At 68.3% G+C, this 23,337-nt stretch carries 17 protein-coding genes and 1 tRNA gene; 5 read left to right on the top strand and 13 right to left on the bottom strand.

Translation table 11 applies throughout. The features are described 5' to 3' along the window. Positions 1 to 5: 5 nt before the first annotated feature. Positions 6 to 995: a beta-propeller fold lactonase family protein gene (locus HWX22_RS07405; protein ID WP_059535900.1), complete on the bottom strand. Its 990-nt coding sequence runs from the start codon at positions 993 to 995 to the stop codon at positions 6 to 8. Between the two features lie 161 nt (positions 996 to 1,156). Further along, complete coding sequence (gene hrpA, locus HWX22_RS07400; protein WP_175908684.1) at positions 1,157 to 5,341, bottom strand: ATP-dependent RNA helicase HrpA; 4,185 nt, start codon at positions 5,339 to 5,341, stop codon at positions 1,157 to 1,159. Between the two features lie 23 nt (positions 5,342 to 5,364). Between hrpA and argA the strand changes: the two genes are divergently transcribed. Together argA and HWX22_RS07390 are read left to right on the top strand one after the other, a co-directional pair. Further along, on the top strand, positions 5,365 to 6,744 hold the full coding sequence (argA, locus tag HWX22_RS07395) for an amino-acid N-acetyltransferase (RefSeq protein WP_044847668.1): 1,380 nt from the start codon (positions 5,365 to 5,367) through the stop codon (positions 6,742 to 6,744). Positions 6,745 to 6,793: 49 nt separating this feature from the next. Then, a complete protein-coding gene (locus HWX22_RS07390; RefSeq protein WP_006478357.1) occupies positions 6,794 to 7,069 on the top strand; it encodes an oxidative damage protection protein in 276 nt (91 codons plus the stop codon). A gap of 175 nt (positions 7,070 to 7,244) precedes the next feature. Here HWX22_RS07390 and HWX22_RS07385 read toward each other — a convergent pair whose 3' ends face one another. The 3 genes from HWX22_RS07385 to HWX22_RS07375 all read right to left on the bottom strand — a co-directional run bounded on the left by HWX22_RS07385 (position 7,245) and on the right by HWX22_RS07375 (position 11,814). Beyond that, the gene (locus tag HWX22_RS07385) at positions 7,245 to 8,657 is read right to left on the bottom strand and encodes an MFS transporter (RefSeq protein ID WP_175908685.1); all 1,413 of its coding nucleotides are present in this window, start codon (positions 8,655 to 8,657) and stop codon (positions 7,245 to 7,247) included. A 185-nt stretch (positions 8,658 to 8,842) separates the two neighbouring features. Continuing rightward, positions 8,843 to 10,045, bottom strand: coding sequence for a CaiB/BaiF CoA-transferase family protein (locus tag HWX22_RS07380; protein WP_175908722.1), 1,203 nt, complete (start codon positions 10,043 to 10,045; stop codon positions 8,843 to 8,845). A 14-nt stretch (positions 10,046 to 10,059) separates the two neighbouring features. Beyond that, positions 10,060 to 11,814, bottom strand: a complete 1,755-nt coding sequence (locus tag HWX22_RS07375; protein WP_175908686.1) for an acyl-CoA dehydrogenase family protein — start codon at positions 11,812 to 11,814, stop codon at positions 10,060 to 10,062. Between the two features lie 174 nt (positions 11,815 to 11,988). Here HWX22_RS07375 and HWX22_RS07370 point away from each other — a divergent pair, with 174 nt between their 5' ends. Next, on the top strand, positions 11,989 to 12,891 hold the full coding sequence (locus HWX22_RS07370) for a LysR family transcriptional regulator (RefSeq protein WP_059817870.1): 903 nt from the start codon (positions 11,989 to 11,991) through the stop codon (positions 12,889 to 12,891). Positions 12,892 to 12,927: 36 nt separating this feature from the next. Here the strand turns inward: HWX22_RS07370 and HWX22_RS07365 are convergent, their stop codons facing one another. From HWX22_RS07365 to HWX22_RS07350, 4 genes are all read right to left on the bottom strand, one after another. Beyond that, a complete protein-coding gene (locus tag HWX22_RS07365; RefSeq protein ID WP_175915322.1) occupies positions 12,928 to 14,346 on the bottom strand; it encodes an amino acid permease in 1,419 nt (472 codons plus the stop codon). 92 nt (positions 14,347 to 14,438) lie between these two features. Continuing rightward, positions 14,439 to 15,476: a porin gene (locus tag HWX22_RS07360; protein WP_175915404.1), complete on the bottom strand. Its 1,038-nt coding sequence runs from the start codon at positions 15,474 to 15,476 to the stop codon at positions 14,439 to 14,441. Positions 15,477 to 15,608: 132 nt separating this feature from the next. After that, a complete protein-coding gene (locus tag HWX22_RS07355) occupies positions 15,609 to 15,995 on the bottom strand; it encodes a RidA family protein (protein WP_059535912.1) in 387 nt (128 codons plus the stop codon). A gap of 30 nt (positions 15,996 to 16,025) precedes the next feature. Continuing rightward, positions 16,026 to 17,240 carry an amino acid aminotransferase gene (locus tag HWX22_RS07350; RefSeq protein WP_175908724.1) on the bottom strand — a complete coding sequence of 405 codons (1,215 nt, stop codon included), beginning with the start codon at positions 17,238 to 17,240 and terminating at the stop codon, positions 16,026 to 16,028. 191 nt (positions 17,241 to 17,431) lie between these two features. On the opposite strand from HWX22_RS07350, the gene HWX22_RS07345 reads away from it, so the two are divergent. Continuing rightward, positions 17,432 to 17,914, top strand: a complete 483-nt coding sequence (locus HWX22_RS07345; protein WP_059535916.1) for an Lrp/AsnC family transcriptional regulator — start codon at positions 17,432 to 17,434, stop codon at positions 17,912 to 17,914. 82 nt (positions 17,915 to 17,996) lie between these two features. After that, positions 17,997 to 18,071, top strand: a tRNA-Val gene (locus HWX22_RS07340). Between the two features lie 160 nt (positions 18,072 to 18,231). Here HWX22_RS07340 and HWX22_RS07335 read toward each other — a convergent pair. The 4 genes from HWX22_RS07335 to hutG form a co-directional block, all read right to left on the bottom strand. Beyond that, positions 18,232 to 19,626, bottom strand: coding sequence for an aspartate aminotransferase family protein (locus HWX22_RS07335; RefSeq protein WP_175908687.1), 1,395 nt, complete (start codon positions 19,624 to 19,626; stop codon positions 18,232 to 18,234). A 28-nt stretch (positions 19,627 to 19,654) separates the two neighbouring features. Beyond that, complete coding sequence (locus HWX22_RS07330; RefSeq protein WP_059689197.1) at positions 19,655 to 20,992, bottom strand: glutamine synthetase family protein; 1,338 nt, start codon at positions 20,990 to 20,992, stop codon at positions 19,655 to 19,657. Positions 20,993 to 21,004: 12 nt separating this feature from the next. Further along, positions 21,005 to 21,811: a gamma-glutamyl-gamma-aminobutyrate hydrolase family protein gene (locus tag HWX22_RS07325; protein ID WP_175908688.1), complete on the bottom strand. Its 807-nt coding sequence runs from the start codon at positions 21,809 to 21,811 to the stop codon at positions 21,005 to 21,007. 726 nt (positions 21,812 to 22,537) lie between these two features. Further along, on the bottom strand, positions 22,538 to 23,335 hold the full coding sequence (hutG, locus tag HWX22_RS07320; RefSeq protein WP_175908690.1) for an N-formylglutamate deformylase: 798 nt from the start codon (positions 23,333 to 23,335) through the stop codon (positions 22,538 to 22,540). Between the last annotated feature and the right edge of the window lie 2 nt (positions 23,336 to 23,337).

Raw genomic sequence — 23,337 nt, 5'->3', positions numbered from 1 at the left:
GCCCGTCACGCGCCGTTCGCAGCCTTCCACGGCGCGCGGTCGTAGAAGTAGATCCCGTGCGGCGAACGGCCGACGGCGATCGTCTGCACCAGCTTGCGCGATGCGAGATCGATGATACCGACCTTCTTCGCGAAGCGGAACGTCACCCACAGCGTCTTCTTGTCGGCGGACAGTTCCATGTCGTCCGGTCCCGGCAGCAGGCCGGTGATGTCGCCGACGTTGGTGAGCGTGTTCTCGTCGATGATGCTGATCGTGTTCGCGACCCGGTTCGTGACCGCGACGTGCGTGCCGTCGGCGAGCGAGCGGAAGTTGTGCGCGCCGTTGCCCGTGTGGATCTGCTTGACGATCTTCTGGTTGCGCCAGTCGACCACCGCGACGTAATCCGCGCCGGTCATCCCGACCAGCAGGAACTTGTCGTCCGGCGTGAGCCACAGGCCCGCCGGCACCTTGCCGACCTTCATCTTCCACTTGACCGTCTGAGTCGCGAGGTCGACCGCCGCGATCTCGCCGGACACCTGCAGCGACACGAGCACGGTCTTGCTGTCCTTCGTGAACGCGATGTGGCTCGGCATCACCGCGAGCGGCAAGCGCTTCACGAGATGCAGGTCGCGGCCGTCGTAGCCGTAGATGTCGAGCCGGTCGAGGCGCAGCCCGGTCGACACGAACCACTTGTTGTCGGGCGAGAAGCCGAGCTGGTACGGATCCTCGATGCCTTCGACCGTGCGCTGCAGCTTGCCCGTCTTCGGATCGACGAACATCAGGCTGTTCGAGACCGAATTCGCGACGATCAGCGACGAATTGTCCGGCGTCGCCATCAGGTGGTGCGGCTCCTTGCCGGTCGGCATCGTGCCGACGACCTGGCGGGTCTGCTGGTCGATCAGGGAAAGCGTCGCCTCGGCCGAATTGAGGATGATTACGTTATTGGCGTGTGCGGCGGGCGCCAGCACGGCGGCGGCCAGCGCAAGCGTGCGGCCGAAGGAAAGGAAAGTGCGCATGAAGACTCACGTCGTGGAACAGCAGTCATTGTAAAACGCTCGGCGGGCCCCACCGGTTGACGGAAGGCGGGGTTGCGCCACTTCGACGCACGTCGCGGCTGCCGTGCGGCCGGCCGCGGCCAGGCCCGCAACCGGTGCGGGCCCCGCCGGTCGCCGATGCGCTAACGCTGCATCGACTCCCACACCTTGTGCAGACGCTTGACAGAGACAGGCATCGGCGTGCGCAGTTCCTGCGCGAACAGCGAAATTCGCAGCTCCTCCAGCAGCCAGCGGAATTCCGCGAGGCGCGAATCGGCGACGCCGCCGCGCTGCGACACCGCGCGCTGATACTGCTGGACGAGCGGCAGCAGCTCGCCGGACTGCTTCGCGTCGCGCGCCGGGTCGGCCTTCAGCTTGTCGATCCGCAGCGCGATGCCCTTCAGGTAGCGCGGGAAGTGTGCAAGCTGCACGTAAGGCGTGTCGATCACGAAGCGCTTGCCGACCAGCGCGGCGAGCTGCTGCTGCAGATCCGCATGGGCCTGCGCGAACGGCTTCGCCTGCGCGAGCTTCTTCGCAAGCCCCGCATATTCGGCGAGGATCTGCCCGACCAGCCGCGCGATCTCCTGCGCGAGCAGGTTCAGGCGGCTCCTGCCCTCGTCGCGGCGCGCGTGGAAGCTCGCGTCGTCGTCGGGCAGCGGATCCTGCAGGCACGCGCGGTCGAGCGCCGTGTCGATCAGCTGGTCGCGCAGCTCGTCCTGCGTGCCGAGCGACATGTACTGCATCGCCATCTCGCGCAGCCCCGGCAGGTTCTTCTCGAGGAACTTGATCGGCTCCTTCAGCTGCAGCGCGAACAGCCGCCGCAAGCCCGCCCGGTGGATCCGCGCGGCCTCCTCCGGCGAGTCGAACACTTCGACGTCGCAATGCGTGCCGCGATCGACGAGCGCCGGATAGCCGTACAGCGTCTGGCCGCGGCGGCGGATCTCCAGCAGCTCGGGGAGCTTGCCGAAGTTCCACGTCGTCAGGTTCTCGTACAGCGCGGTCGCGCCGGCTTCCGCCGGGGCGGCCGTGTGCGGCGCCGCGCCCTTGCCCGGCTTGCCGCCCTTCGCCGTCGAACCCGCCGCCGCGGCGAGCGCCGGCGCGCCGCCCGCGTCGCCGTCGCCCGCTTCGCCGCCCGGCGCGATCGTCGATGCCGCCGCGATCTTCTGGAACTGCTGCTGCGCCTGCGCGCCGAGCTCCTGGCGCAGTTGCGCCAGATTGCGCCCCATCGCGAGCTGGCGGCCGTGCTCGTCGATCACCTTGAAGTTCATGAACAGGTGCGCGGGCAACGTCTCGAGCTTGAAGTCGGCCGTCTTCATCGCGACCTGGGTCTCGCCGCGCACGTCGGCGATCAGCGCCTCGACGAGGCCGCCCGCGCCGAAGCGCTCGCGGCCCGTCCGCTCGACGAAGCCGGCCGCGTATTCGGGCAGCGGCACGCAGTGCCGTCGCAGCTTCTGCGGCAGCGACTTCAGAAGCAGCTGCACCTTTTCCTTCAGCATCCCCGGCACGAGCCATTCGCAGCGGCGCGCGTCGACCTGGTTCAGCGCGTACAGCGGCACCGCGAGCGTCACGCCGTCGCGCGGCGTGCCGGGCTCGAAATGGTACGTGAGCGCCATCTCGACACCGGCCATCGTCGCGCGCTTCGGAAACAGCTCGGTCGTCACGCCGGCCGCCTCGTGGCGCATCAGGTCATCGCGCGACAGGTACAGCAGGCGCTGCTTCTCCTCCGCCTGACCGCCCTTCTTCACCTCGTCGCGATACCAGCGCTCGAACGCGGCGCCGGTGTGAATGCCCTCCGGAATCGCCTGGTCGTAATACGCGTAGATCAGCTCGTCGTCGACCAGCACGTCCTGGCGGCGCGACTTGTGCTCGAGCTGCTCGATGTCGGCGAGCAGCTTGCGATTGTGCGCGAAGAACGGCAGCTTCGTGTCGAATTCGCCCTCGACCAGCGCACCGCGGATGAACAGCTCGCGCGCCCGCGCCGGATCCTGCTTGCCGAACGCGACGCGCCGGCGGTGGTAGATCGGCAACCCGTACAGCGTCGCGCGCTCGAACGCGCTGACCTGCGCGGGACGCTTTTCCCAATGCGGCTCCGACAGCGATTTCTTCAGCAGGTGCGCGCCGATCTTCTCGACCCACTCCGGCTCGATCTTCGCGAGACAGCGCGCATACAGCCGGCTCGTCTCGACGAGTTCGGCCGCCATCACCCAGCGGCCGGCCTTCTTCGCGAGCGCCGAGCCCGGCCACAGGTAAAACTTGATCCCGCGCGCACCGAGGTAGTGCGGATCGTCGTCGGCCTTCATGCCGAGGTTGCCGAGCAGGCCCGTCAACAGGGCCAGATGGACCTGCTCGTAGGTCGCCTCGACCTCGTTGAGACGCCAGCCGTGCTCGCGCACGACCGTCAGCAGCTGCGAATGGACGTCGCGCCATTCGCGCAGCCGCAGGTGCGACAGGAAGTTCTGCCGGCACGCGTCGATCAGCTGGCGGTTCGACTTCTTGTGCGCGACGGCTTCCTCGAACCACGCCCAGATCTTCAGCCACTGCAGGAATTCGGAGCGCTCGTCGGCGAACCGGCGGTGCGCCTGGTCGGCCTGCTCCTGCGCCTCGATCGGACGGTCGCGCGGATCCTGCACGGACAGCGCGCTCGCGATGATCAGCACCTCGCGCAGCGACTGCTGGTCGCGCGCGGCGAGAATCATCCGGCCGACGCGCGGATCGAGCGGCAGCCGCGCGAGTTCGCGGCCGAGCGGCGTCAGCGCGTTGTCGTCGTCGACGGCGCCGAGTTCGTTGAGCAGCTGGTAGCCGTCCGCGATCGCGCGGCCGGGCGGCGGTTCGAGGAACGGGAACGATTCGATCGCGGTCAGGTGCAGCGACTTCATCCGCAGGATCACCGACGCGAGCGACGAGCGCAGGATTTCCGGATCGGTGAAACGCGCGCGCGCCTGGTAGTCGCTTTCCTCGTACAAGCGGATGCAGACGCCGTCGGCCACCCGGCCGCAGCGACCCGCGCGCTGGTTCGCGGCGGCCTGCGAGATCGACTCGACCTGCAGCTGCTCGACCTTGTTCCGGTACGAATAGCGCTTCACGCGCGCGAGCCCGGTGTCGACGACGTAGCGGATGCCCGGCACCGTCAGCGACGTTTCGGCCACGTTGGTCGCAAGCACGATGCGGCGTGCGTTCGACGCCTTGAACACCTTGTCCTGGTCGGCCGCCGACAGCCGCGCGAACAGCGGCAGGATCTCGGTATGCGGCGGATGATGCTTGCGCAGCGCCTCGGCCGCCTCGCGGATCTCGCGCTCGCCGGGCAGGAACACCAGCACGTCGCCGGGGCCTTCGCGGCACAGTTCGTCGACCGCGTCGACGATCGCGTCCATCAGGTCGCGTTCGGCCTCGCGCGCGGTCTTCACGCGATCGCGGCCGCCCGTGCCTTCGGCGTGCTTCACGGCCGGGCGATCCTCGGCCACCGGCCGGTAGCGCATCTCGACCGGATACAGCCGCCCGCTCACCTCGATCACGGGCGCCGGGCGCGCGTCGGTGCCGAAATGGCGCGCGAAGCGGTCGGCGTCGATCGTCGCGGATGTGACGATCAGCTTCAGGTCCGGCCGCCTCGGCAGGATTTCCTTCAGGTAGCCGAGCAGGAAGTCGATGTTCAGGCTGCGTTCGTGCGCCTCGTCGATGATCAGCGTGTCGTACGCCTTCAGCAGCGGATCGGTCTGCGTCTCGGCGAGCAGGATGCCGTCCGTCATCAGCTTGACGGACGCGCCCGGCGCGAGATTGTCGGTGAAGCGCACCTTGTAGCCGACCACCTCGCCGAACGGCGTGCCGAGTTCCTCGGCGATGCGCCGGCCGGTCGACGACGCGGCCAGGCGCCGCGGCTGCGTATGGCCGATCAGGCCCGTGCCGCCGGCGCCGAGGCCGCGGCCGAGATCGAGACAGATCTTCGGCAGCTGGGTGGTCTTGCCCGAACCCGTTTCACCGCAGACGATGACGACCTGATGACCGGCGATCGCGCGCGCGATTTCGTCGCGCTTGCCCGACACGGGCAGGCTTTCGGGGTAGGTGATCGGCGGAACGGGATTGGGCGCGACGGCCGCGCGCGGCGGACGCTCGCGGCGCGGCGCGCGCTCGCCGGCGGCCTGGGGCGCGGCCGGCTGGCCCGGCTCGCGGCGCCGCTCGTCGCCGCGCGGCCCGCGCGGCGGCTGACCCGCCTGCTGTTGCTGCTGGCGCGGCGGCTGGCCCTGCTGCTGACGCGCATCGGCCGCCCCCTCCGGGTGCCGGGCCGACGGCGCTTTGGCCCGCGTCGGCGCGGGACTTTTAGGTACATTCGACATGGGGGCGCATTATAATCCCGCCCATGAATTCCCAAACCGACCTCCCACCCGCCCAGACCGGCGCCGCGACGCCGCCGGCCGCCGACGATTCGGCCGCCAGCCACGCGCAGTTCGTCGACTGGATGCGCTCCGTCGCGCCCTACATCCACAAGTTCCGCAACAGCACGTTCGTCGTGGGGTTCGGCGGCGAGGTGGTGCAGCAGGGGCTGCTGAACGCGCTCGTGTCCGACATCGCGCTGCTGCAGGCGATGGGCATCCAGATCGTGCTCGTGCACGGCTCGCGGCCGCAGGTCGAGGAGCAGCTGAGCCTGCATGGTGTCGAATCCGAGTTTTCGCACGGGCTGCGCATCACCGATGCGCGCGCGCTCGAATCCGCGAAGGAAGCGGCCGGCGAAGTGCGTCTCGACATCGAGGCCGCGATCAGCCAGGGTCTGCCGAACTCGCCGATGGCGCACGCGCACATCAGCGTCGTGTCCGGCAACTTCGTGACCGCCCGGCCGGTGGGGATTCTCGACGGGGTCGATTTCGCGCACACGGGCATCGTGCGCAAGATCGACGCCGAATCGATCCGTCATTCGCTCGCGAGCCGCAAGCTCGTGCTGCTGTCGCCGCTCGGCTTCTCGCCGACCGGCGAGGCGTTCAACCTGTCGATGGAAGACGTCGCGTCGGCTGCCGCGATCGCGCTGCGCGCCGACAAGATCATCTTCCTGACCGAGGCGCCCGGCATCGTCGACGACGAAGGCGGCCTGATCCGCGAAATGTCGCTCGACGCGGCCGCCGAGTTGCTCGACTCCGGCAACATCCAGGGCGACGACGCGTTCTTCCTGAAGCACTCGATCCGCGCCTGCCGCGGCGGCGTGACCCGGGCCCACCTGATTCCGCAGTCGCTCGACGGCAGCATGCTGCTCGAACTGTTCCTGCACGACGGCGTCGGCACGATGATCTCGTACGAGAACCTCGAGAGCCTGCGCGAAGCGACGCCGGACGACGTCGGCGGCATCCTGTCGCTGATCGAGCCGCTCGAGTCCGACGGCACGCTGGTGCGGCGCGGCCGCCACCAGATCGAACGCGACATCGACCACTTCTCGGTGATCGAGCACGATGGCGTGCTGTTCGGCTGCGCGGCGCTGTATCCGTATCAGCAGGAGAAGATCGGCGAGATGGCGTGCCTGACGGTCGCGCCGGAAGCGCAGGGCTCGGGCGACGGCGAACGCCTGCTCAAGCGCATCGAGCAGCGTGCCCGCGCGCGCGGCCTCACGCACATCTTCGTGCTCACGACGCGCACCGAGCACTGGTTCCTCAAGCGCGGCTTCGTCAAGGTCAGCGTCGACGACCTGCCGGAAGACCGCCGCAAACTCTATAACTGGCAGCGCAAGTCGCTCGTGCTGATGAAGCAGCTCTGAGCGCAGGCACGACTGCCCTCCCCCAGACCGATTACAGGAGAAGTACACGATGGCTCGAATGATCCAATGCGCGAAGCTCGGCAAGGAAGCCGAAGGTCTCGATTTCCCGCCACTGCCGGGCGAACTCGGCAAGCGCATCTACGAAAGCGTGTCGAAGGAAGCGTGGCAAGGCTGGCTCAAGCAGCAGACGATGCTGATCAACGAGAACCGCCTGAACATGGCCGACCCGCGCGCGCGCCAGTACCTGATGAAGCAGACCGAGAAGTACTTCTTCGGCGACGGCGCGGACCAGGCGTCCGGCTACGTGCCGCCGACGGAAGGCTGAAGCACCGCGAATCGCGCGGGCCGGTCGCGCCGGCCGCGTTGCGAAGCGAAGCAAGGCAAACGGCACCGTGTATCGCACGGTGCCGTTTGCTTTTGGGAGTGCGGAATCGGGTCGATGCGATCCGGCCGGCACGTGCGCTGCCGCCGAATCGGCAAGTCACGCCGGCCCGGCGGATTCAACCCGCCGGTTTCAACGCACCGCGATCGCCCGCCTGCGCGGTCTCGCCGGTCGGACCTTCAGCGCTCGTGCCTTCGGCACCCCATTCGGCCGCATCGCTGCGCTCGGCCGTCGACAACTCGTCCGCGCGGTAGCCGGTGCGATTCAGCAGCGCGAGCATGCACGCAAGCGACACGAGCGCGTACAGCCCCGACGCGATCGCGACACCGACGATGCTGCCAGTCGCGTTCAGGATCGCCTGCGCGAGCACCGGCGTGCCGCCGCCGACGACGAGCGCGCTCAACTGATACGCGAGCGACAGGCCCGTGTAACGGATGTTGGCCGGAAACACGCGCGCGAGCACGCCGCCGACCGCGCCGTAGAACATCGCCGACGGGATCGTCGAGATGCACATCCCGGCGACGGCGATCCAGTACGAACGCGTCGCGAGCGCATGGAACATCACCGGCATCAGCACGATCTCGGGAATCAGGATCCAGCACATCGCGCGTCGCATATCGACCTTCGACACGAACCACGCGCCGACCGGCTGCATCAGGAACTGCACGACGAGCGAGATCGACAGGATGCCGAGAAACGTGCCCTGCGCGTAGCCGAGCTCCTTCGTCGCCCACGACAGCGCGAAGGTGCTGCGGAAATACGTGACGTTGATCACCGGCAGCGTGCCGGCCGCGAGCAGCACGACGGGCCAGTGGTCGCGCACGACGTCGCGCAGCGGCAGCTTCACCGTGCGCTTGCGCGCGAGCACGCGCTGCATGTCGATCGATTCCTCGAGCCGCAGCCGGATCACCATCCCGATGATCACGAGCACCGCCGACAGCAGGAACGGAATGCGCCAGCCCCACATCAGGAACGACGGCGTCGGCAGCGCGCTCAGCGCGAAAAAGGCCGCGGTGGCGAGCAGGTTGCCGGTGGGCGAACCCTGCTGCGCGAACGCCGCATAGAGGATGCTGCGATGCTTCGGCGCGTTCTCGCTCGCGATCAGCACCGCGCCGCCCCACTCGCCGCCGACCGCGATGCCCTGCAACACGCGCAGCACGACGAGGCCCGCCGGCGCCCACACACCGATCGACGCGTAGCCGGGCAGCAGGCCGATGCCCGTCGTGGCCAGCCCCATCATCACCAGCGTGATCACGAGCGCGGTCTTTCGGCCGACGCGATCGCCGAGATGCCCGAACACGATTCCGCCGAGCGGCCGCGCGGCGAAGCCGGCCCAGAACGTGACGAATGCGAGCAGCGTCGCGACGCCGGGATCCATCGTGCTCGAAAAGAACACCTTGCCGAATACGAGCGCGGCGGCGGTGCCGTAGATGTAGAAGTCGTACCACTCGATCGTGGTGCCGACGAACGCCGCGAGGGCGGCGCGGCCGGGCCGCGGCTGCGCGGCGGACGGGGATTGCGGACGGCTCATCGATGTCTCCATGTTTGTGATCGGCGGCGCGACTGTCGCGCGCCTTGCCGGATGGCCGGCCTTGCGCCGCCGGCTGGCGGTGGTGCTTTACGTCGCTTTACGTCGCTTTCATTGCCTTGCGTTGAGGGTCTTATCCCTGCGATGCGCCGGCCGAGGATGCTCGCGTGCGAGCACCACTCGGCCGGTCACGCCGGGTCCGGCGCGACCTTCAGCACGCCAGCATCGAGCAATCGTTGCTGGAGCGCGGGATCGACGCCGAGGCGGTCGAGCACCGCGCGCGTGTCGCGGCCAAGCGCGGGCGGCGGCGAACGATAGGTCGCCGGCGTGCGCGACAGCTTCACCGGCGATGCCGTGCCGCGATATGCGCCGATCTCGACGAACAATTCGCGATGCAGCGCATGCGGGTCGCGCGCGACGTCGGCGACCGTGCGCACCGGCCCGCACGGCACGCCCGCCGCCATCAGGTCGCGCGCCAGCGGCTCGCACGGATGGGCGGCGAGCCGTGCCTCGAGTTCGGCCTTCAGTTCGGGCCGGTGCGCGCAGCGGCTGCGGTTGTCCGCGAAGCGCGGATCGCCCGCGAGCGCCGGCGCGCCAAGATGCGCGACGAGGCGCGCGAACTGCCGGTCGTTGCCGACCGCGAGGAAGATCGGCACCGTCGCCGTGCGATAGCTGTCGTACGGCGCGATGTTCGGATGCGCGTTGCCGCTGCGCCCGGGCACGCGCCCCGAGCCGAAGAAGTTCGGCAGGTGCGGATGCAGCAGCGACACGCCGCAGTCGTACAGCGCGATGTCGATCGACTGCCCCTGCCCGCTCTTCTCGCGCTCCGCGAGCGCCAGCAGGATGCCGGCAAGCGCGTTGAGCCCCGTGACCATGTCGACGATCGGCAATCCGATACGCATCGCGTCGCCGTCGCGCTCGCCGTTGACGCTCATCAGCCCGGCCATCGCCTGGATCACCGCGTCGTAGCCGGGCAGCCCGCCGAGCGGGCCGTCCTCGCCGAAGCCCGTCACCGCGCAGTGGATCAGGCGCGGGAAACGCGGCTGCAGGTCGCGCGCATAGTCCATGCCCCAGCGCGCGAGCGTGCCGGGCTTGAAATTCTCGACGAGCACGTCGGCGTCCTCCAGCAGGCGCCACAGGATCGCGCGCCCTTCGTCGCGGGACAGGTCGAGCGCGAGCCCCTCCTTGTTGCGGTTCACGCCCATGAAATACCACGCGGTGTCGCCGAGGAACGGCGGCCCCCAGCCGCGCGTCTCGTCGCCGTCCGGCGGCTCGATCTTGATCACGGTCGCGCCGTGATCGGCGAGCGCCTGCGTGCAGTACGGACCGCCGAGCACGCGGCTCAGGTCGACGACCTTGAGCCCGCCAAGCGCGCCGCGCGGCGCGTTCATCGCTTCCTTCGCGCTCATCGTTCGACCTCCGGCAGCAGGTCGAGCGCCATGTCGAGCGGCACCGGTGTGCCGCGCAGCAGCGCGTCGAACGCCGCCGCTTCGTCGTCGCGCGACGCCGGTGCGAGCGGATCGACCGGTAGCAGCTTGTGACGCACGACCAGGTGCGCGAGCGCGAGGCGCCGGTAATCGGGTGCGAGCTGTGCGCCCTCGCACGCCATCAGCACGGCCGCGCTCGCGTAGTAAAGCGCCGACGCGGCCTGCCGCACGCGCGCGTCGTCGCCTTCCGCCGCGACCCGCGCGAGCGCATCGCACGCGCGCGCGAGAATGCGCCGCAGCGCCGCGCGGCTCGCGTCGGGCAGCGGCGCCGCGCCGAGCCGGTCGCCGAGGAACGTGCGCAGCGCGTCGAGCGCCTGCTCGCGCTGCGCGGCGCGCGCGACGTCGAGCGCGACGATGTTGCTGGTGCCTTCCCAGATCGAGCCGAGATGCGCGTCGCGCACGAGGCGCGCATCGCTCCATTCCTCGATGTAGCCGGTGCCGCCGCGCACCTCCATCGCGTCGCCCGTCACGCGGCGCGCATCGCGGCACGCGCGGAACTTGATCAGCGGCGTCAGGATGCGCACGCAGCGCGCGGCCTGCTCGTCGCCCGCGTCCGCTTGCGGCAGCAGCAGCGCGATCTGCATGAACATCGCGCGCGCGGCCTCGGCGGGCAGCAGCATCTTCATCAACTGACGCTGCATCAGCGGCATCTCGATCAGCTTACGGCCGAACGCGGCGCGATGCGCGGCCACGTGCAGCGACTCGTTCAGCGCGCGCCGCATCAGGCCCGCCGCGCGCACGCCGTTCGACAGCCGCGACATGTTGATCATGTCGGCCATGTGGTGAAAGCCGCGCCCGATCTCGCCGATCAACCAGGCCTGCGCGCCTTCGAGCGCGATCTCGCCGCTCGCCATCGAACGGCTGCCGAGCTTGTCCTTCAGCCGCACGATCCGGTAGCGATTGCGCGTGCCGTCCGGCAGCGTCTTCGGCAGCAGGAACAGCGCGAGGCCCTTGATGCCGTCCGGCGCGCCGTCGGGCCGCGCGAGCACCATCGCCAGGTCGGCGTCCGCGTTCGAGCAGAACCACTTGTCGCCGTACAGGCGCCACACCGCCCCGCCCTGCGCGTCGGTTTCGCGCACCGCGCGCGTCGCGATGCGGCCGACGTCGGAGCCGGCCGCCTGCTCGGTCATGAACATCGCGCCCTGGAACAGCGTGTCGAAATCGCGCGACGCGAGCCTCGGCAGATGGTGTTCGACGAGCGCCGGGTCGCCGAAACGACGCAGCGTACGCGTCAGCGAATCGGTCATGCTGACCGGGCAGCACAACCCGAATTCCGCCTGCACGAACAGGAACGTCAGCGCGTACTTGACGAGTGGCGCCACCGCCTCGGGCTGATGGCTCAGCGCCGCGAGCCCGAGTTCCGAGTAAGCGACCCGTTCGAGCGCGACATACGCGGGATCCTTGTCGATCCGCTGCACGGCTTCGCCGCGCCGGTTGCGATGCTCGAGCACGGGCGGATGCTTGTCCGCGCGCGACGCCCACGCGTCGAGTTCGCCCGACACGCGCGCGCCGAGCGCGTGCAGCTGCGGTTCGAGTTCCGCGTATCGGGTCGCGCCGAGATGCAGTTTCAGCAACGCGCCGAGATCGGGATCGGCCGTGAAGAAGTTGATGCCCCGGCTATCGGGGATGTTGTTGGCCGCGCCGGTGTCCGGCGTGCGAGCGGTGTCGTTCATGCATGCGTCTCCATGGTGGCCCGGCTGCCGGCCGGTGCCCGCGCCGTGGCGGCGCGGCCGGCTGGTGCCAGGCGTTCAGCAGAGCGTAGGCGCGCGATCGATAAGCGTCCAATACAGGATTTATCCGGTACGATAGACGATGCTTATCGATGTCGATGCGGGGGAGGAAACAACATGGAACTGAGGCAGTTGCGCTACTTCGTGGCGGTCGCCGAGGAACTGCATTTCGGGCGCGCGGCGAAGCGCCTGTTCATCTCGCAGCCGGCGCTGAGCTTCGACATCCGCAAGTTCGAGGATGCGCTCGGCGTGCAGCTTTTTTCCCGCACCAACAAGACGGTCGCGCTGACCAACGCGGGCGCGGTGCTGCTCGGCGAAGCGCGCCGGCTGCTGCTGCAGGCGGCGGAGGCAGAGAGGCTCACGGTGCGCTCGGCGTCCGGTCTCGCGGGACGGCTGCGGATCGGCTTCGTCCATTCGATGCTGTATCGCGGGCTGCCCGACGCCGTGCGACGCTTCGAGGCCGACTATCCGGGCGTCGAGATCGTGCTGAGCGAGATGAACACGCAGGCGCAGGTGCAGGCGATCCAGCGCGGCCAGATCGATCTCGGCTACGCGCACTGGGGCCACTGCCCGCCCGAGGTCGAATCGACGCCCGTCTACGCGGAACCGTTCGTGTGCTGCCTGCCGGCCGCGCATCCGCTCGCGCGGCGCCGGCAGGTCGCACTCGCCGCGCTGGCCGCGGAACCGTTCATCCTGTTTCCGCGCGACGCGGCGCCGCACTATCACGACCTGATCATCGCGCAATGCGTAAACGCGGGATTCAGCCCGCTGATCCGTCACGAGGCGCGGCTCTGGCAGACGATCCTGTCGATGATCGAATTCGGGATGGGCATTGCGCTGGTGCCGCGCGTGCTGCAGCAGGTGAAGAGCGACCGGCTCGCGTTCCGGCCGCTGAAGGATGCGTCGCTGGAATCGCGCACGCTGGAGCTGAAGCGCAGCGGCACCGCCGAACCGGTCGCGCTGCGCTTCGCCGACTACGTGCGCGCGTCGATCGACGCGCTGCCCGCGCTCGCGGGCTGAGCCGGCGCGCCGGTACGCCGCGCCGCTACTTCTCCGCTACTTCGCTTCCGGCTGCAGCACCGGCTGCGCGCGCCGATACCACACCGCATACACAACGGACAGCGCGACCAGGAACGGAATGCCGAAGATCAGCGTCATGTGGAATTCGGCCGTGAAGTACGTCGTCACCATCACCGCGAGCATCAGCGCCGCGCCGAGCAGCGTCAGCAGCGGGAAGCCGCGCATCCGGAACGCGGGCGCCGGCAGGCCGAGCGCCGCGCGACGCCGCCGGAAGCAGTAATGCGTGACGAAGATCATCATCCACGTGAACAGCGCGCCGAACATCGACACCGACATCATGATCGTGAACGACGCGTCCGGATACAGCACGCTCAGGACCGTCGCGAGCGCGATGCCGAGCGTCGACAGCATCAGCGCGCCGAACGGCACGCCGCGCGTGTTCACCTCGCCGAGCGCCTTCGGCGCATGACCCGCGCGCGACAGGCTGAACATCATCCGCGTCGTGATGTAGAGCTGGCTGTTCATCGCGTACAGCGCGGCGATCAGCACGACGAAGTTGATCAGCCCGGCCGCGCCCGGCAGGTGGATCGCCTCCATCACCTTCACGAACGGGCTCTCGTCGCGCCCCGCCGCCGTCCACGGCACGATCGCGAGCATCAACGCGAGCGTGACGAGATAGAACAGCACGAGCCGCACGATCGTCGAGCGGAACGCGCGCGTCACCGCGCGCTCGGGATCTTCCGCCTCGCCCGCCGCGACCGCGATCATCTCGATGCTCAGGTAGCTGAAGATCGACACGATCACCGCGACCCACATCCCCCACATCCCCTTCGGGAAGAACCCGCCATGCTCGGTGTAATGGTGGAAGCCCGCGCCGGCCGCGCCGTCGCCGACCAGCGCCGGATTGCCGAACACGACGTACGCGCCCAGCACGATGAAGCCGACGATCGCCGCGATCTTCACGACCGAGAAGCCGTATTCGACCGCGCCGAACACGTCGACGCTGCGCGCGTTGACGAACACGAGCAGCGCCGAGAAGCCGACGATCCACAGCCAGCCCGGCACACCCGGGAACCAGTACTTCATGTACAGCGCGATCGCGGTGACTTCGGTGCCGACCGCGAGCACGATGCACGCCCAGTACGCATAGCGCACGAGGAACCCGGCCCACGGGCTCACGTAATGTTCGGCGTACGCGCCGAACGACCCGGAAGTCGGGTGCGCGACCGTCATTTCCGCGAGACAGCCCATCAGCAGCAGCGAGATGAACGCGCCGATCGCGTAGCTGACGAGCACGCTCGGGCCGGCAAAGCCGATCGCGAACCCGCTGCCGAGAAAGAGACCCGTGCCGATCGCACCGCCGATCGCGATCATCGCCATCTGCCGTGCGGAAAGCGTGCGGCGCAGACCCTGCTCGCGCGCCGCGATGTGCTGGAATTGCCCTTCTGGTTGCATCGAATGACCTCGTTCGAAAACGTGTGTCCGGTCGAAACATCGACGGCGCACGGACCGGTGCCGGACCGCACCGGCCACCGCGCGCCGCGTGCTCAGAACATGTGGCGCAAGCCGGCCGCGATACCCGTCTGGTTGCCGCGTCCGGGCATTTCGGTGAACGCGCCGCCGGTCACCCGGTTGTAGTCGACCGTCGCGTAGACCTGCGTCGCCTTCGACAGAGCGTACTCGGCCTCGAGCACGCCCGTATAGCGCTTCCCGCCGTTACCTGCGACGCCGTTGACGTTGCGGATGTCGTCGTAGTACGCGACGCCCGTCACCGACACCGCCGGCGTGACCTTCACGCTCGCGCCGGTATAGAAGATCGCGTCGCGGCGCGGATTGTCGGCGAACGAACCGTAGGTCACGTCGCGGCCCGGCGCGTTCAGCAGTTGCCGGTCGAGCAGGCCCGTGCGGTCGATGCCGCCGAGGTAGCCCGCGTACAGCGTCGCCGCGCCGAACGCGTAGCGTGCGCCCGCGCCCCATGCCTGCTGCGCACGGCTGTTCAGGTCGCGCGCCTGCTGGTAGGTCGCGCCGACCATCAGCCCGCCGAGCGTGTACGACACGTGCGTGCCCCAGTACGCATTCGCGCCGAGGCTGCCCGCGACGCCGCCGAAGCCGTAGCTCGCGCCGACGTTCAGCCCGCCGAACGTGCCGTCGTAGCTGACGACGTTGCTCGCGCGGCCCTGCGTGAGGAAGTACGGCCACATGTTGGCCGTATAGTTGCCGACCGTCAGCGGATCGAGATCGCCGAACAGGTTGAACGCCTCGGTCGCCTGCCGGCCGAGCTTCACGGTGCCCCAGTCGCTCGCCAGGCCGACATACGCGTAGCGACCGAACAGCGCGCCGTCGAGCTGCCCGTTCTGCGGCTCGAAACCGCTCTCGAGCTGGAAGATGGCCTTCAGCCCGCCGCCGAGCGCTTCGCTGCCCTTCAGGCCCCAGCGGCTGTTGGTGATCGCGCCGTTGGTCATCTGCACGCTCGCGTCGTTCGACGCGTTCGCATGCGTCGTGTAGCGAATGCTCTGGTCGACGATGCCGTACAGCGTCACGCTGCTCTGCGCCATCGCGCCGCTCGCGGCGAGCAGGCCCGCCATCGTCGGTACTGCGAATCGAGTGATACGCCTCATCTTCGTCTCCATCCTTGTCTGAATATTTGATGTTCGTCGGGGGTGTTGATGCTTGTCGTTAATCGTGGGTGCTGCGATCGTCGCGAAGTCGCGTGCCGGCTAGCCGCGTGCCGCCGGCAGCGCGACGTACGCGACGAGTTCGACGCGCATGTCCGGGTGCGCGAAGCCCTGCACGCCCACGCACGTGCGGTTCGGGTACGGTTCGTGAAAGTGGCGCCGGTATTCGGCGTCGAATTCGGGCATCGCCTTCACGTCGGACAGATAGACGAGCACCTGCGCGACGTCGTCCATCGTCGCGCCGGCCGCCGCGACGGCCTTCGCGAGATTGCCGAGCGTGATGCGCGCCTGCTCGGTCATCGTATCGCCGGCGATCGCGCCGGACGCATCGACCGGCCCGTGGCCGGTAAACATCAGCCCGCTCGCGCGGGTCGCCCACGAGAACGGCTGCGCGAGTTGCGGCAAGTCGACCGGGATCGTGTCTGCCATCGTGTCCTCCTTCGGTTCGGGACCGGCCGCTCAGGCGGCCTGGCGCGACGTGCCGCCGAGCACGTCGGCGATCGCGTTCGCGACGTGGTCGACGTTCGCGTCGTTCAGGCCCGCGATGCACATGCGGCCCGAGCGCAGCAGGTAGACGCCGTGCGACGCGCGCAGCCGGTCCACGTCGGTCGCGGCGATGCCCGTGTAGCTGAACATGCCGCGCTGCGTGACGAGCGCATCGAACGCGCTCGCCGGTAGACGCGCGTCGAGCCGCGTCTTCAGCGCGCCGCGCATGCGCTTGATGCGCGTGCGCACCTCGGCCACCTCGTCTTCCCAGCACGCCCGCAGGACGTCGTCGTTCAGCACGGCCGACACGAGCTGCGCGCCGAACAGCGGCGGGCTCGAATAGGTGCGGCGCACGCCGGCCTGCAACTGGCTCAGCACCGTCGCCGCTTCGCCCGCGCTCGCGCAGACGATCGACAGGCCGCCCACGCGCTCGCCGTACAGCGAGAAGTTCTTCGAGAACGAGTTGCTGACGATCGCCGGCAGTCCCGCTTCGACGATCGCGCGCACGGCCCATGCGTCGTCGTCGAGCCCGTCGCCGAAGCCCTGGTACGCCATGTCGAGGAACGGAATCAGCCCGCGGCGCGCGAGCACGTCGATCACCGCGCGCCATGCGTCGCGGCCGAGGTCGAGGCCCGTCGGGTTGTGACAGCACGGCTGCAGCAGCACGATGCTGCGCGCGGGCAGCGCGTCGAGCGCCGCGAGCATCGCGTCGACGCGCAGGTCGTTGCGCGCTTCGTCGTAGTACGGATACGTGTGCACGTCGAGGCCGGCCGCCGCGAAGATCACGCGATGGTTGTCCCACGTCGGATCGCTGATCCAGATCGCGCTGTCGGGGAAATAGCGCTTCACGAACTCCGCGCCGAGCCGCAGCGCGCCCGAGCCGCCGAGCGTCTGCAGCGTCGCGATACGCCCTTGCGCGAGCGCCGCGCAGTCGGTGCCGAATACGAGGCGCTGCACGCCCTGCCGATACGCGGCGAGCCCTTCCATCGGCAGATACGTATGCGGCGCGCCGGCTTCGCGCACGCGCTCGGCCGCGAGACGCGTGCTCTCCAGCACGGGGATGCGGCCCGCTTCGTCGTAGTAGAGACCGATGCTGAGGTTGACCTTGTGCGGATGGGCATCCTGCTGGAACGCCTGGAACAGCGACAGGATCGGGTCGCCCGGATAGGCGGGAATGTGTTCGTACATGGCGGAATGACGCTGGAAGTTGAAGGCGGCAAGTCGGCCGGCGGCGTGACAGCGCGTCAGGCCGTGCGGTCGAGGCATGGGGCGCATGTTATCGAGGACGAAATAGAATGAGCTTCACTTTTCGATGACGAATCGCCGCCATTGCAGTAGAGTCTGCGCTTGTCATCTCAAAAAATATGGGATTCTGCGAAATGAATCTGGATCGAACCGACATGCGGATCCTCCGGCATCTCGAGCGGGACGGACGCATCAGCAATCAGGACCTCGCGAATGCGGTCGCGCTGTCGCCGTCGGCGTGCCTGCGGCGCGTGAAGCTGCTCGAGGAACGCGGCGCCATTTCGGGCTACCGCTGCACGATCGATCCGAAGAAGGTCGGCGTCGCATTCGAGGCGCTCGTGCACGTGTCGATGCGGCCGGACGTGCCCGAATGGCACGACCGGTTCGTGGAGGCGATCCAGCAGTGGCCGGAAGTCATCGCCGCGCAGATCGTGACCGGCGGCTCGAACTACGTGCTGACGGTGCGGGCGCGCGATCTCGACCACTATTCCGACTTCGTGATCAACCGCCTGCACCGCGCGACGGGCGTGATGTCGATCAATTCGAGCATCGTGCTCGCGACGCTCAAGCGCGACGGCTCGATCCTCGATCTCGTCGAGCCGTCGACGGCCGGCTGACGAATCTTTTGCACCGGCTGAAAAATATTTGAAGAAAGTGCTTTACGAACCCGAAAAGCTCTGACATAATTTCAGCTTCTTTGGGCGGTTAGCTCAGCGGTAGAGCACTGCCTTCACACGGCAGGGGTCACTGGTTCGATCCCAGTACCGCCCACCAAAGAATTCAAGGGCCTGCGTCTCACGACGCAGGCCCTTTTCGTTTTGCGGCCGCCTTTCTGCTGCGGCCCGTCTCCCCTGCACGCTTCCTTGCGCTCGCGAACCCGTTCGACGGGCAACGACGCTCCGACCACATGCAATCGCAGCGCCGCGACGACTGACTACCCTGCCCGCCCCACCCGCTCCGCCGTCGCATCGAACGCGCGCTTCGCCTTGTCGACGATCTCGTCGACCTCCGCCTCCCTGATCACCAGCGGCGGCGACAGCAGCATCCGGTCGCCGGTCGCGCGCATGATCAGATTCCCGTTGACGCAGAAGTCGCGGCAGATGGTGCCGATATCGACGCTGGCGTCGAACCGCTCGCGCCGCGCGCGATCGCCCGCGAGCTGGACACCCGCGACCAGTCCCGCCCCGGCGATCTCGCCGACGATCGGATGATCGCCGAGCGCTTCCCGCAACCGACGCTGGAAATACGGCCCGATGTCGCGCTTCACGCGCTCGACGATCCCCTCGTCGCGCAGCAGCTTCAGGTTCGCGACCGCCACCGCCGCCGCGACCGGATGGCCCGAGTACGTGAGGCCGTGATTGAATTCGCCGTTGTCGATGATCGGCCGCGCGATGCGTTCGTGGATGCCCACCGCGCCCATCGGCACGTAGCCCGACGTCAGGCCCTTCGCCATCGTGATCAGGTCCGGCTCGAAGCCGAAGTGCTGATGCGCGAACCATTCGCCGGTGCGGCCGAAGCCGCCGATCACTTCGTCGGCGACGAGCAGGATGTCGTACTTGCGGCAGATCCGCTGGATTTCCGGCCAGTAGGTCGACGGCGGGAAGATCACGCCGCCCGCCCCCTGGAACGGCTCGCCGATGAACGCGGCGACGTTCTCCGCGCCGAGTTCGAGGATCTTCGCCTCGAGCTGCTGCGCGCGTGCGAGGCCGAAGGCTTCGGGCGTCTCGCCGGCCTGCGCTTCGCCGAAGAAATACGGCTGGTCGATGTGCACGATGTTCTCGACCTTCGACGGCATCTGCTCGTGCATGTAGCCCATCCCGCCGAGCGTGCCGCCCGCGATCGTCGAGCCGTGGTAGCCGTTCTTGCGCGAGATCACGACCTTCTTCTGCGGCTTGCCCTGCACACGCCAGTACTGATGCACGAGACGTAGCACCGTGTCGTTGCCTTCCGAGCCGCTGTTGCAATAGAAGAAGTGGTTGAAGCCCGCAGGCGTGACTTCGGCGAGCATCGCCGACAGTTCGATCACCGGCGGGTGCGTCGTCTTGAAGAACGTGTTGTAGAACGGCAATTCCTGGAGCTGGCGATACGCGGCGTCGGCGAGTTCCTTGCGGCCGTAGCCGACGTTCACGCACCAGAGGCCGGCCATGCCGTCGATGACCTTGTTGCCGTCCGAGTCCCACAAGTAGACGCCGTCGGCCTTCACGATCACGCGGCTGCCCGCGCGGTTGAGCGCGCCCATGTCGGAGAACGGGTGGATGTGGTGCGCGGCGTCGAGCGCGCGGTATTCGGCGGTCGAGCGCGCGGCGACGGCTTCGCTTCGTTCTGTCATGTTGCCTCCGCAGGTCGGTGCCGCACGCTCACACGTGCAGCAGGAGATGGCGGCGTTCCCACGAGCTGATCACGCGGAAAAACGCTTCGTATTCGGTTTCCTTCAGCGCCAGATACGCCTTCACAAACTTGTTGCCGAGAATGTCGGCGAGCGGCGCACACGCGGCCATCAGCGAGATGCCCTCCTCGAGATTGCGCGGCAACTGGTACGGCAGGTCGTAGCCGTCGGACGCGATCGGTTCGGTCGGCGCGAGCTGCTGCGTCAGACCGAGATATCCGGCCGCGAGCGTCGCCGCGAATGCGAGGTACGGATTGCAGTCGACGCCCGGAATCCGGTTCTCGATGCGCCGCGCGACCGGCGTGGACTGCGGGATGCGAAAGCCGACGGTGCGGTTGTCGTAGCCCCACTGCACGTTGATCGGCGCGGCCATGAAGCGCGACAGCCGGCGATACGAGTTGATGTACGGCGCGAAGATCGGCATCAATGCGGGCGTGTATTTCTGCAGCCCCGCGAGATAGCTGTGGAACATCGGCGAGACGACGCCGCCCTCGTCGGCGAACAGGTTGTGGCCGGTGCGCGCATCGGCGAGGCTCTGGTGGATATGCATCGCGGAGCCCGGCTCGTTTTCCATCGGCTTGGCCATGAACGTCGCGTACATGTTGTGACGCAGCGCGGCCTCGCGCACCGTGCGCTTGAACAGGAACACCTGGTCGGCGAGCGACAGCGCGTCGCCGTGCACGAAGTTGATCTCCATCTGCGCGGCGCCGACCTCGTGAATCAGCGTCTCGATGTCGAGGCCCTGCATTTCGCAGTATTCGTAGATGTCCTCGAACAGCGGATCGAACTCGTTGACGGCCTCGATCGAATACGACTGACGCCCCGTCTCCGCGCGGCCCGTGCGGCCGACCGGCGGACGCAACGGCAGGTCCGGGTCGGCGTTCATGTCGACCAGATAGAACTCGAGTTCGGGCGCGACGACCGGCTTCCACCCCTTCGCCTTGTACAGGTCGAGCACGCGGCGCAGCACGTAGCGCGGCGAAATCTCGACCGGCGAGCCGTCGAAATGCACGCAATCGTGAATCACCTGCGCGGTCGGATCGACGGCCCACGGAATCAGGCAGATCGTCGACGGATCGGGCACGCACACCATGTCGGGATCGGTCACGCCGGTCAGCGAGCCGTCTTCCGGATAGTCGCCGGTGACGGTCTGCACCATCACCGCCTGCGGCAGGCGCATCGATTCGCCGGACTCGAACTTGTTGCGCGGAATGATCTTGCCGCGCGCGATGCCGGCCATGTCGGGAATGATCGCCTCGACTTCGGTGATGCGGTGCTGACGCAGGAATTCGCTCAGTTCGGGTTGCATGATCGGCCTCGTTCAGTCGATGTCGGATGCGGCCGGCGACGGCATGGTGCCGCCGGCCGCATGAATACGGTGTGTCATGCGTGCGCGGCACGCCGCGCCGAATGCCGCGAAGATGTCGCGCGACAGCGGCTGTTCCGCGAAGCGCCATTCCGGATGCCACTGCACGCCGAGCGCGAACGCGCGCGCGCCGCGCACGCTGACGGCCTCGATCAGCCCGTCGGGCGCGCTCGCTTCGACCGCGAGCCCCGCACCAAGCCGCGCGATGCCCTGGTCGTGCAGTGAATTGACCATCGCGTCATGCGCGCCGCGCGCGACCCGTTGCAGCACGCCGCCCGGCGCGAGCTGCACGCAGTGCGCGGGGCCGTACTGCCGCTCGAGCGGATCGCCGTCGCGCTCGCGATGATCGTGGAAGCCCGCGCTCGCATGCAGCCGCTGATGCAGCGTGCCGCCATACGCGACGTTCAGCTCCTGCATGCCGCGGCAGATCGCGAGCACGGGCACGCCCGCGTCGATCGCCGCGCGGATCAGCGGCAGCGCGGTCGCATCGCGCGCGGGATCGTGCAGCGTGTCGGGCATGCTCGCCGGGCCGCCGTAGTGATGCGGCTCGACGTTCGAATAGCTGCCGGTCAGCAGCAGCCCGTCGATGGACGCGACGATCGCGTCGACCGGCTGGCGTGTGCCGAGCGCGGGCAGCACGAAGGCGAGCGCGCCGGCACCGTCGACCAGCGCGACGAGATACTTCTCGCCGGCCGTGTGGTTCGGATGGGCGCCGCGCATCACGCGGTCAGCGGTGACGGCTACGAGCGGGCGCGGTCGCATGATCGCCTCCAGGATGAACGTGCGACGCGGGCATCCGCGCGGGGCGATGGCCACGCGCGGTCGCGCCGCACGCGCCCATGCGCGATCCTGCCGGGCGAACGGCGCGGCAACGGACGGTGCGACCCGATGCGAAAGCGGAAACGGACGCTAGGGCAACAATGAAGCGCTGCCGTCGCACTGCACCGCGCTGAACACGTGCGCGGTCACGAGGTTGAAGCGGCGCAGGCCGCAATGGGACACAGCGAAAAGACGAGGCTCGCGTATGAGGGCGGCGCGCGTGCCGCGATCAGCATGCCGGATCGGCCCGGCCTGAGGCGACGCGCCCGCCGACGGACTTCGGGTCCGGCATATCGAAGGGCTGGCGGCTTTCACGATCGTACTCGACTGACTGGTGAAGACAGGACACGTGTCGCGATGAAGCGGAGGCGGCAATGCCGCGCGGCGACACGTCGGCAAGGTGTTTCGCAACGGATTCCGGCGCGGTGCGGCGCTGATCGACGCCGTCGCGGCCGGCGCGCGTGACGACTTCCTGACATTCAGCTTATATCACCTAAAAATTGCGTCAAATTTTCAGGTATCGATCCCGACATCGATCAGACGAAAAAAAACGGCATCGACCCGACCGGTCGATGCCGTTTTGTGCGCTGCGTCGGCGCGTGCAGTGCCCGCTGACAGGCCGTGACGCGAGGCGACACCGCGCCGCCGCACGCCACGCGCGCCGGCGGCTCAGCGATGCGCGAGCGCGGTTTCGACAAGCGTCTGCAGCAGCGGCACGATCCGCGCGGCACGCGCTTCGTCGTACGCGTACGGACGCGTCTCTTCCATGTAGGTGATCTGCGACAGTTCGAGCTGCACGGCTTCGACGCCGGTGGCGGGCACGCCGTAATGACGCGTGATGTAACCGCCCTTGAAACGCCCGTTCGCGACGGCCGTATAGCCGCCGTGCGCGCTCACGCATGCCGCCAGCGCCTCGGCGAGGCCGGGCGCGGCGCTCGCGCCGCCCGACGTACCGAAGTTGAAGTCCGGCAGGCGGCCTTCGAAGAAGCGCGGCACGTGCGAGCGGATCGAATGCGCTTCCCACACGAGCACGCGGCCGTGCTCGCGCTTCAGGCGCGCGATCTCGCCTTGCAGCGCGTCGTGATACGGGCGCCAGTAGCGGTCGCGACGGCGCATGATCTCGTCGTTGCCGGGCAGCGCGTTCGCCCGATACAGCGGCGCCTTGTCGAACGTGTCGACCGGCACGAGCCCGGTCGTGTCCTGCCCCGGGTACAGGTTCTCGTTGTCGGGCGGACGGTTCAGGTCGACGACGTAACGCGCGTGCGACGGCACGAGGATCGACGCGCCGAGCGTCGCCGCGAACCCGTACAGCCGCTCGAGGTGCCAGTCGCAATCGTCGACGAAGCGCGCATCGGGCGTCATCGTCGCGGCGATGTCGTCGGGAATGTGGGTGCCTGCGTGCGGAATCGAGATCAGCAGCGGCAGCGTGCCCTGCTTCAGCGTGAAAACAGCCGGTTGTTCAGTCATGT

This window comes from Burkholderia sp. BCC1638, from assembly GCF_902833195.1.
GTDB classification, from domain to species: Bacteria; Pseudomonadota; Gammaproteobacteria; order Burkholderiales; family Burkholderiaceae; genus Burkholderia; species Burkholderia diffusa.
The sequence above is the reverse complement of the archived record's forward strand: the minus strand, read 5'-3'. Positions and strand labels throughout refer to the sequence as shown.

What these genes read in the sequence shown, in the direction of transcription:
- HWX22_RS07345 (WP_059535916.1), top strand. Translation starts at nt 17,432, where the DNA reads ATGAATCTGGATCGAACCGACATGCGGATCCTCCGGCATCTCGAGCGG.
- argA (WP_044847668.1), top strand. Translation starts at nt 5,365, where the DNA reads ATGAATTCCCAAACCGACCTCCCACCCGCCCAGACCGGCGCCGCGACG.
- HWX22_RS07360 (WP_175915404.1), bottom strand. Translation starts at nt 15,476, where the DNA reads ATGGCGGGCCTGCTCGCCGCGAGCGGCGCGATGGCGCAGAGCAGCGTG.
- HWX22_RS07365 (WP_175915322.1), bottom strand. Translation starts at nt 14,346, where the DNA reads ATGCAACCAGAAGGGCAATTCCAGCACATCGCGGCGCGCGAGCAGGGT.
- HWX22_RS07380 (WP_175908722.1), bottom strand. Translation starts at nt 10,045, where the DNA reads ATGAACGCGCCGCGCGGCGCGCTTGGCGGGCTCAAGGTCGTCGACCTG.
- HWX22_RS07330 (WP_059689197.1), bottom strand. Translation starts at nt 20,992, where the DNA reads ATGCAACCCGAACTGAGCGAATTCCTGCGTCAGCACCGCATCACCGAA.
- HWX22_RS07405 (WP_059535900.1), bottom strand. Translation starts at nt 995, where the DNA reads ATGCGCACTTTCCTTTCCTTCGGCCGCACGCTTGCGCTGGCCGCCGCC.
- HWX22_RS07385 (WP_175908685.1), bottom strand. Translation starts at nt 8,657, where the DNA reads ATGAGCCGTCCGCAATCCCCGTCCGCCGCGCAGCCGCGGCCCGGCCGC.
- HWX22_RS07355 (WP_059535912.1), bottom strand. Translation starts at nt 15,995, where the DNA reads ATGGCAGACACGATCCCGGTCGACTTGCCGCAACTCGCGCAGCCGTTC.
- HWX22_RS07370 (WP_059817870.1), top strand. Translation starts at nt 11,989, where the DNA reads ATGGAACTGAGGCAGTTGCGCTACTTCGTGGCGGTCGCCGAGGAACTG.
- HWX22_RS07390 (WP_006478357.1), top strand. Translation starts at nt 6,794, where the DNA reads ATGGCTCGAATGATCCAATGCGCGAAGCTCGGCAAGGAAGCCGAAGGT.
- HWX22_RS07350 (WP_175908724.1), bottom strand. Translation starts at nt 17,240, where the DNA reads ATGTACGAACACATTCCCGCCTATCCGGGCGACCCGATCCTGTCGCTG.
- hrpA (WP_175908684.1), bottom strand. Translation starts at nt 5,341, where the DNA reads ATGTCGAATGTACCTAAAAGTCCCGCGCCGACGCGGGCCAAAGCGCCG.
- HWX22_RS07335 (WP_175908687.1), bottom strand. Translation starts at nt 19,626, where the DNA reads ATGACAGAACGAAGCGAAGCCGTCGCCGCGCGCTCGACCGCCGAATAC.
- hutG (WP_175908690.1), bottom strand. Translation starts at nt 23,335, where the DNA reads ATGACTGAACAACCGGCTGTTTTCACGCTGAAGCAGGGCACGCTGCCG.
- HWX22_RS07375 (WP_175908686.1), bottom strand. Translation starts at nt 11,814, where the DNA reads ATGAACGACACCGCTCGCACGCCGGACACCGGCGCGGCCAACAACATC.
- HWX22_RS07325 (WP_175908688.1), bottom strand. Translation starts at nt 21,811, where the DNA reads ATGCGACCGCGCCCGCTCGTAGCCGTCACCGCTGACCGCGTGATGCGC.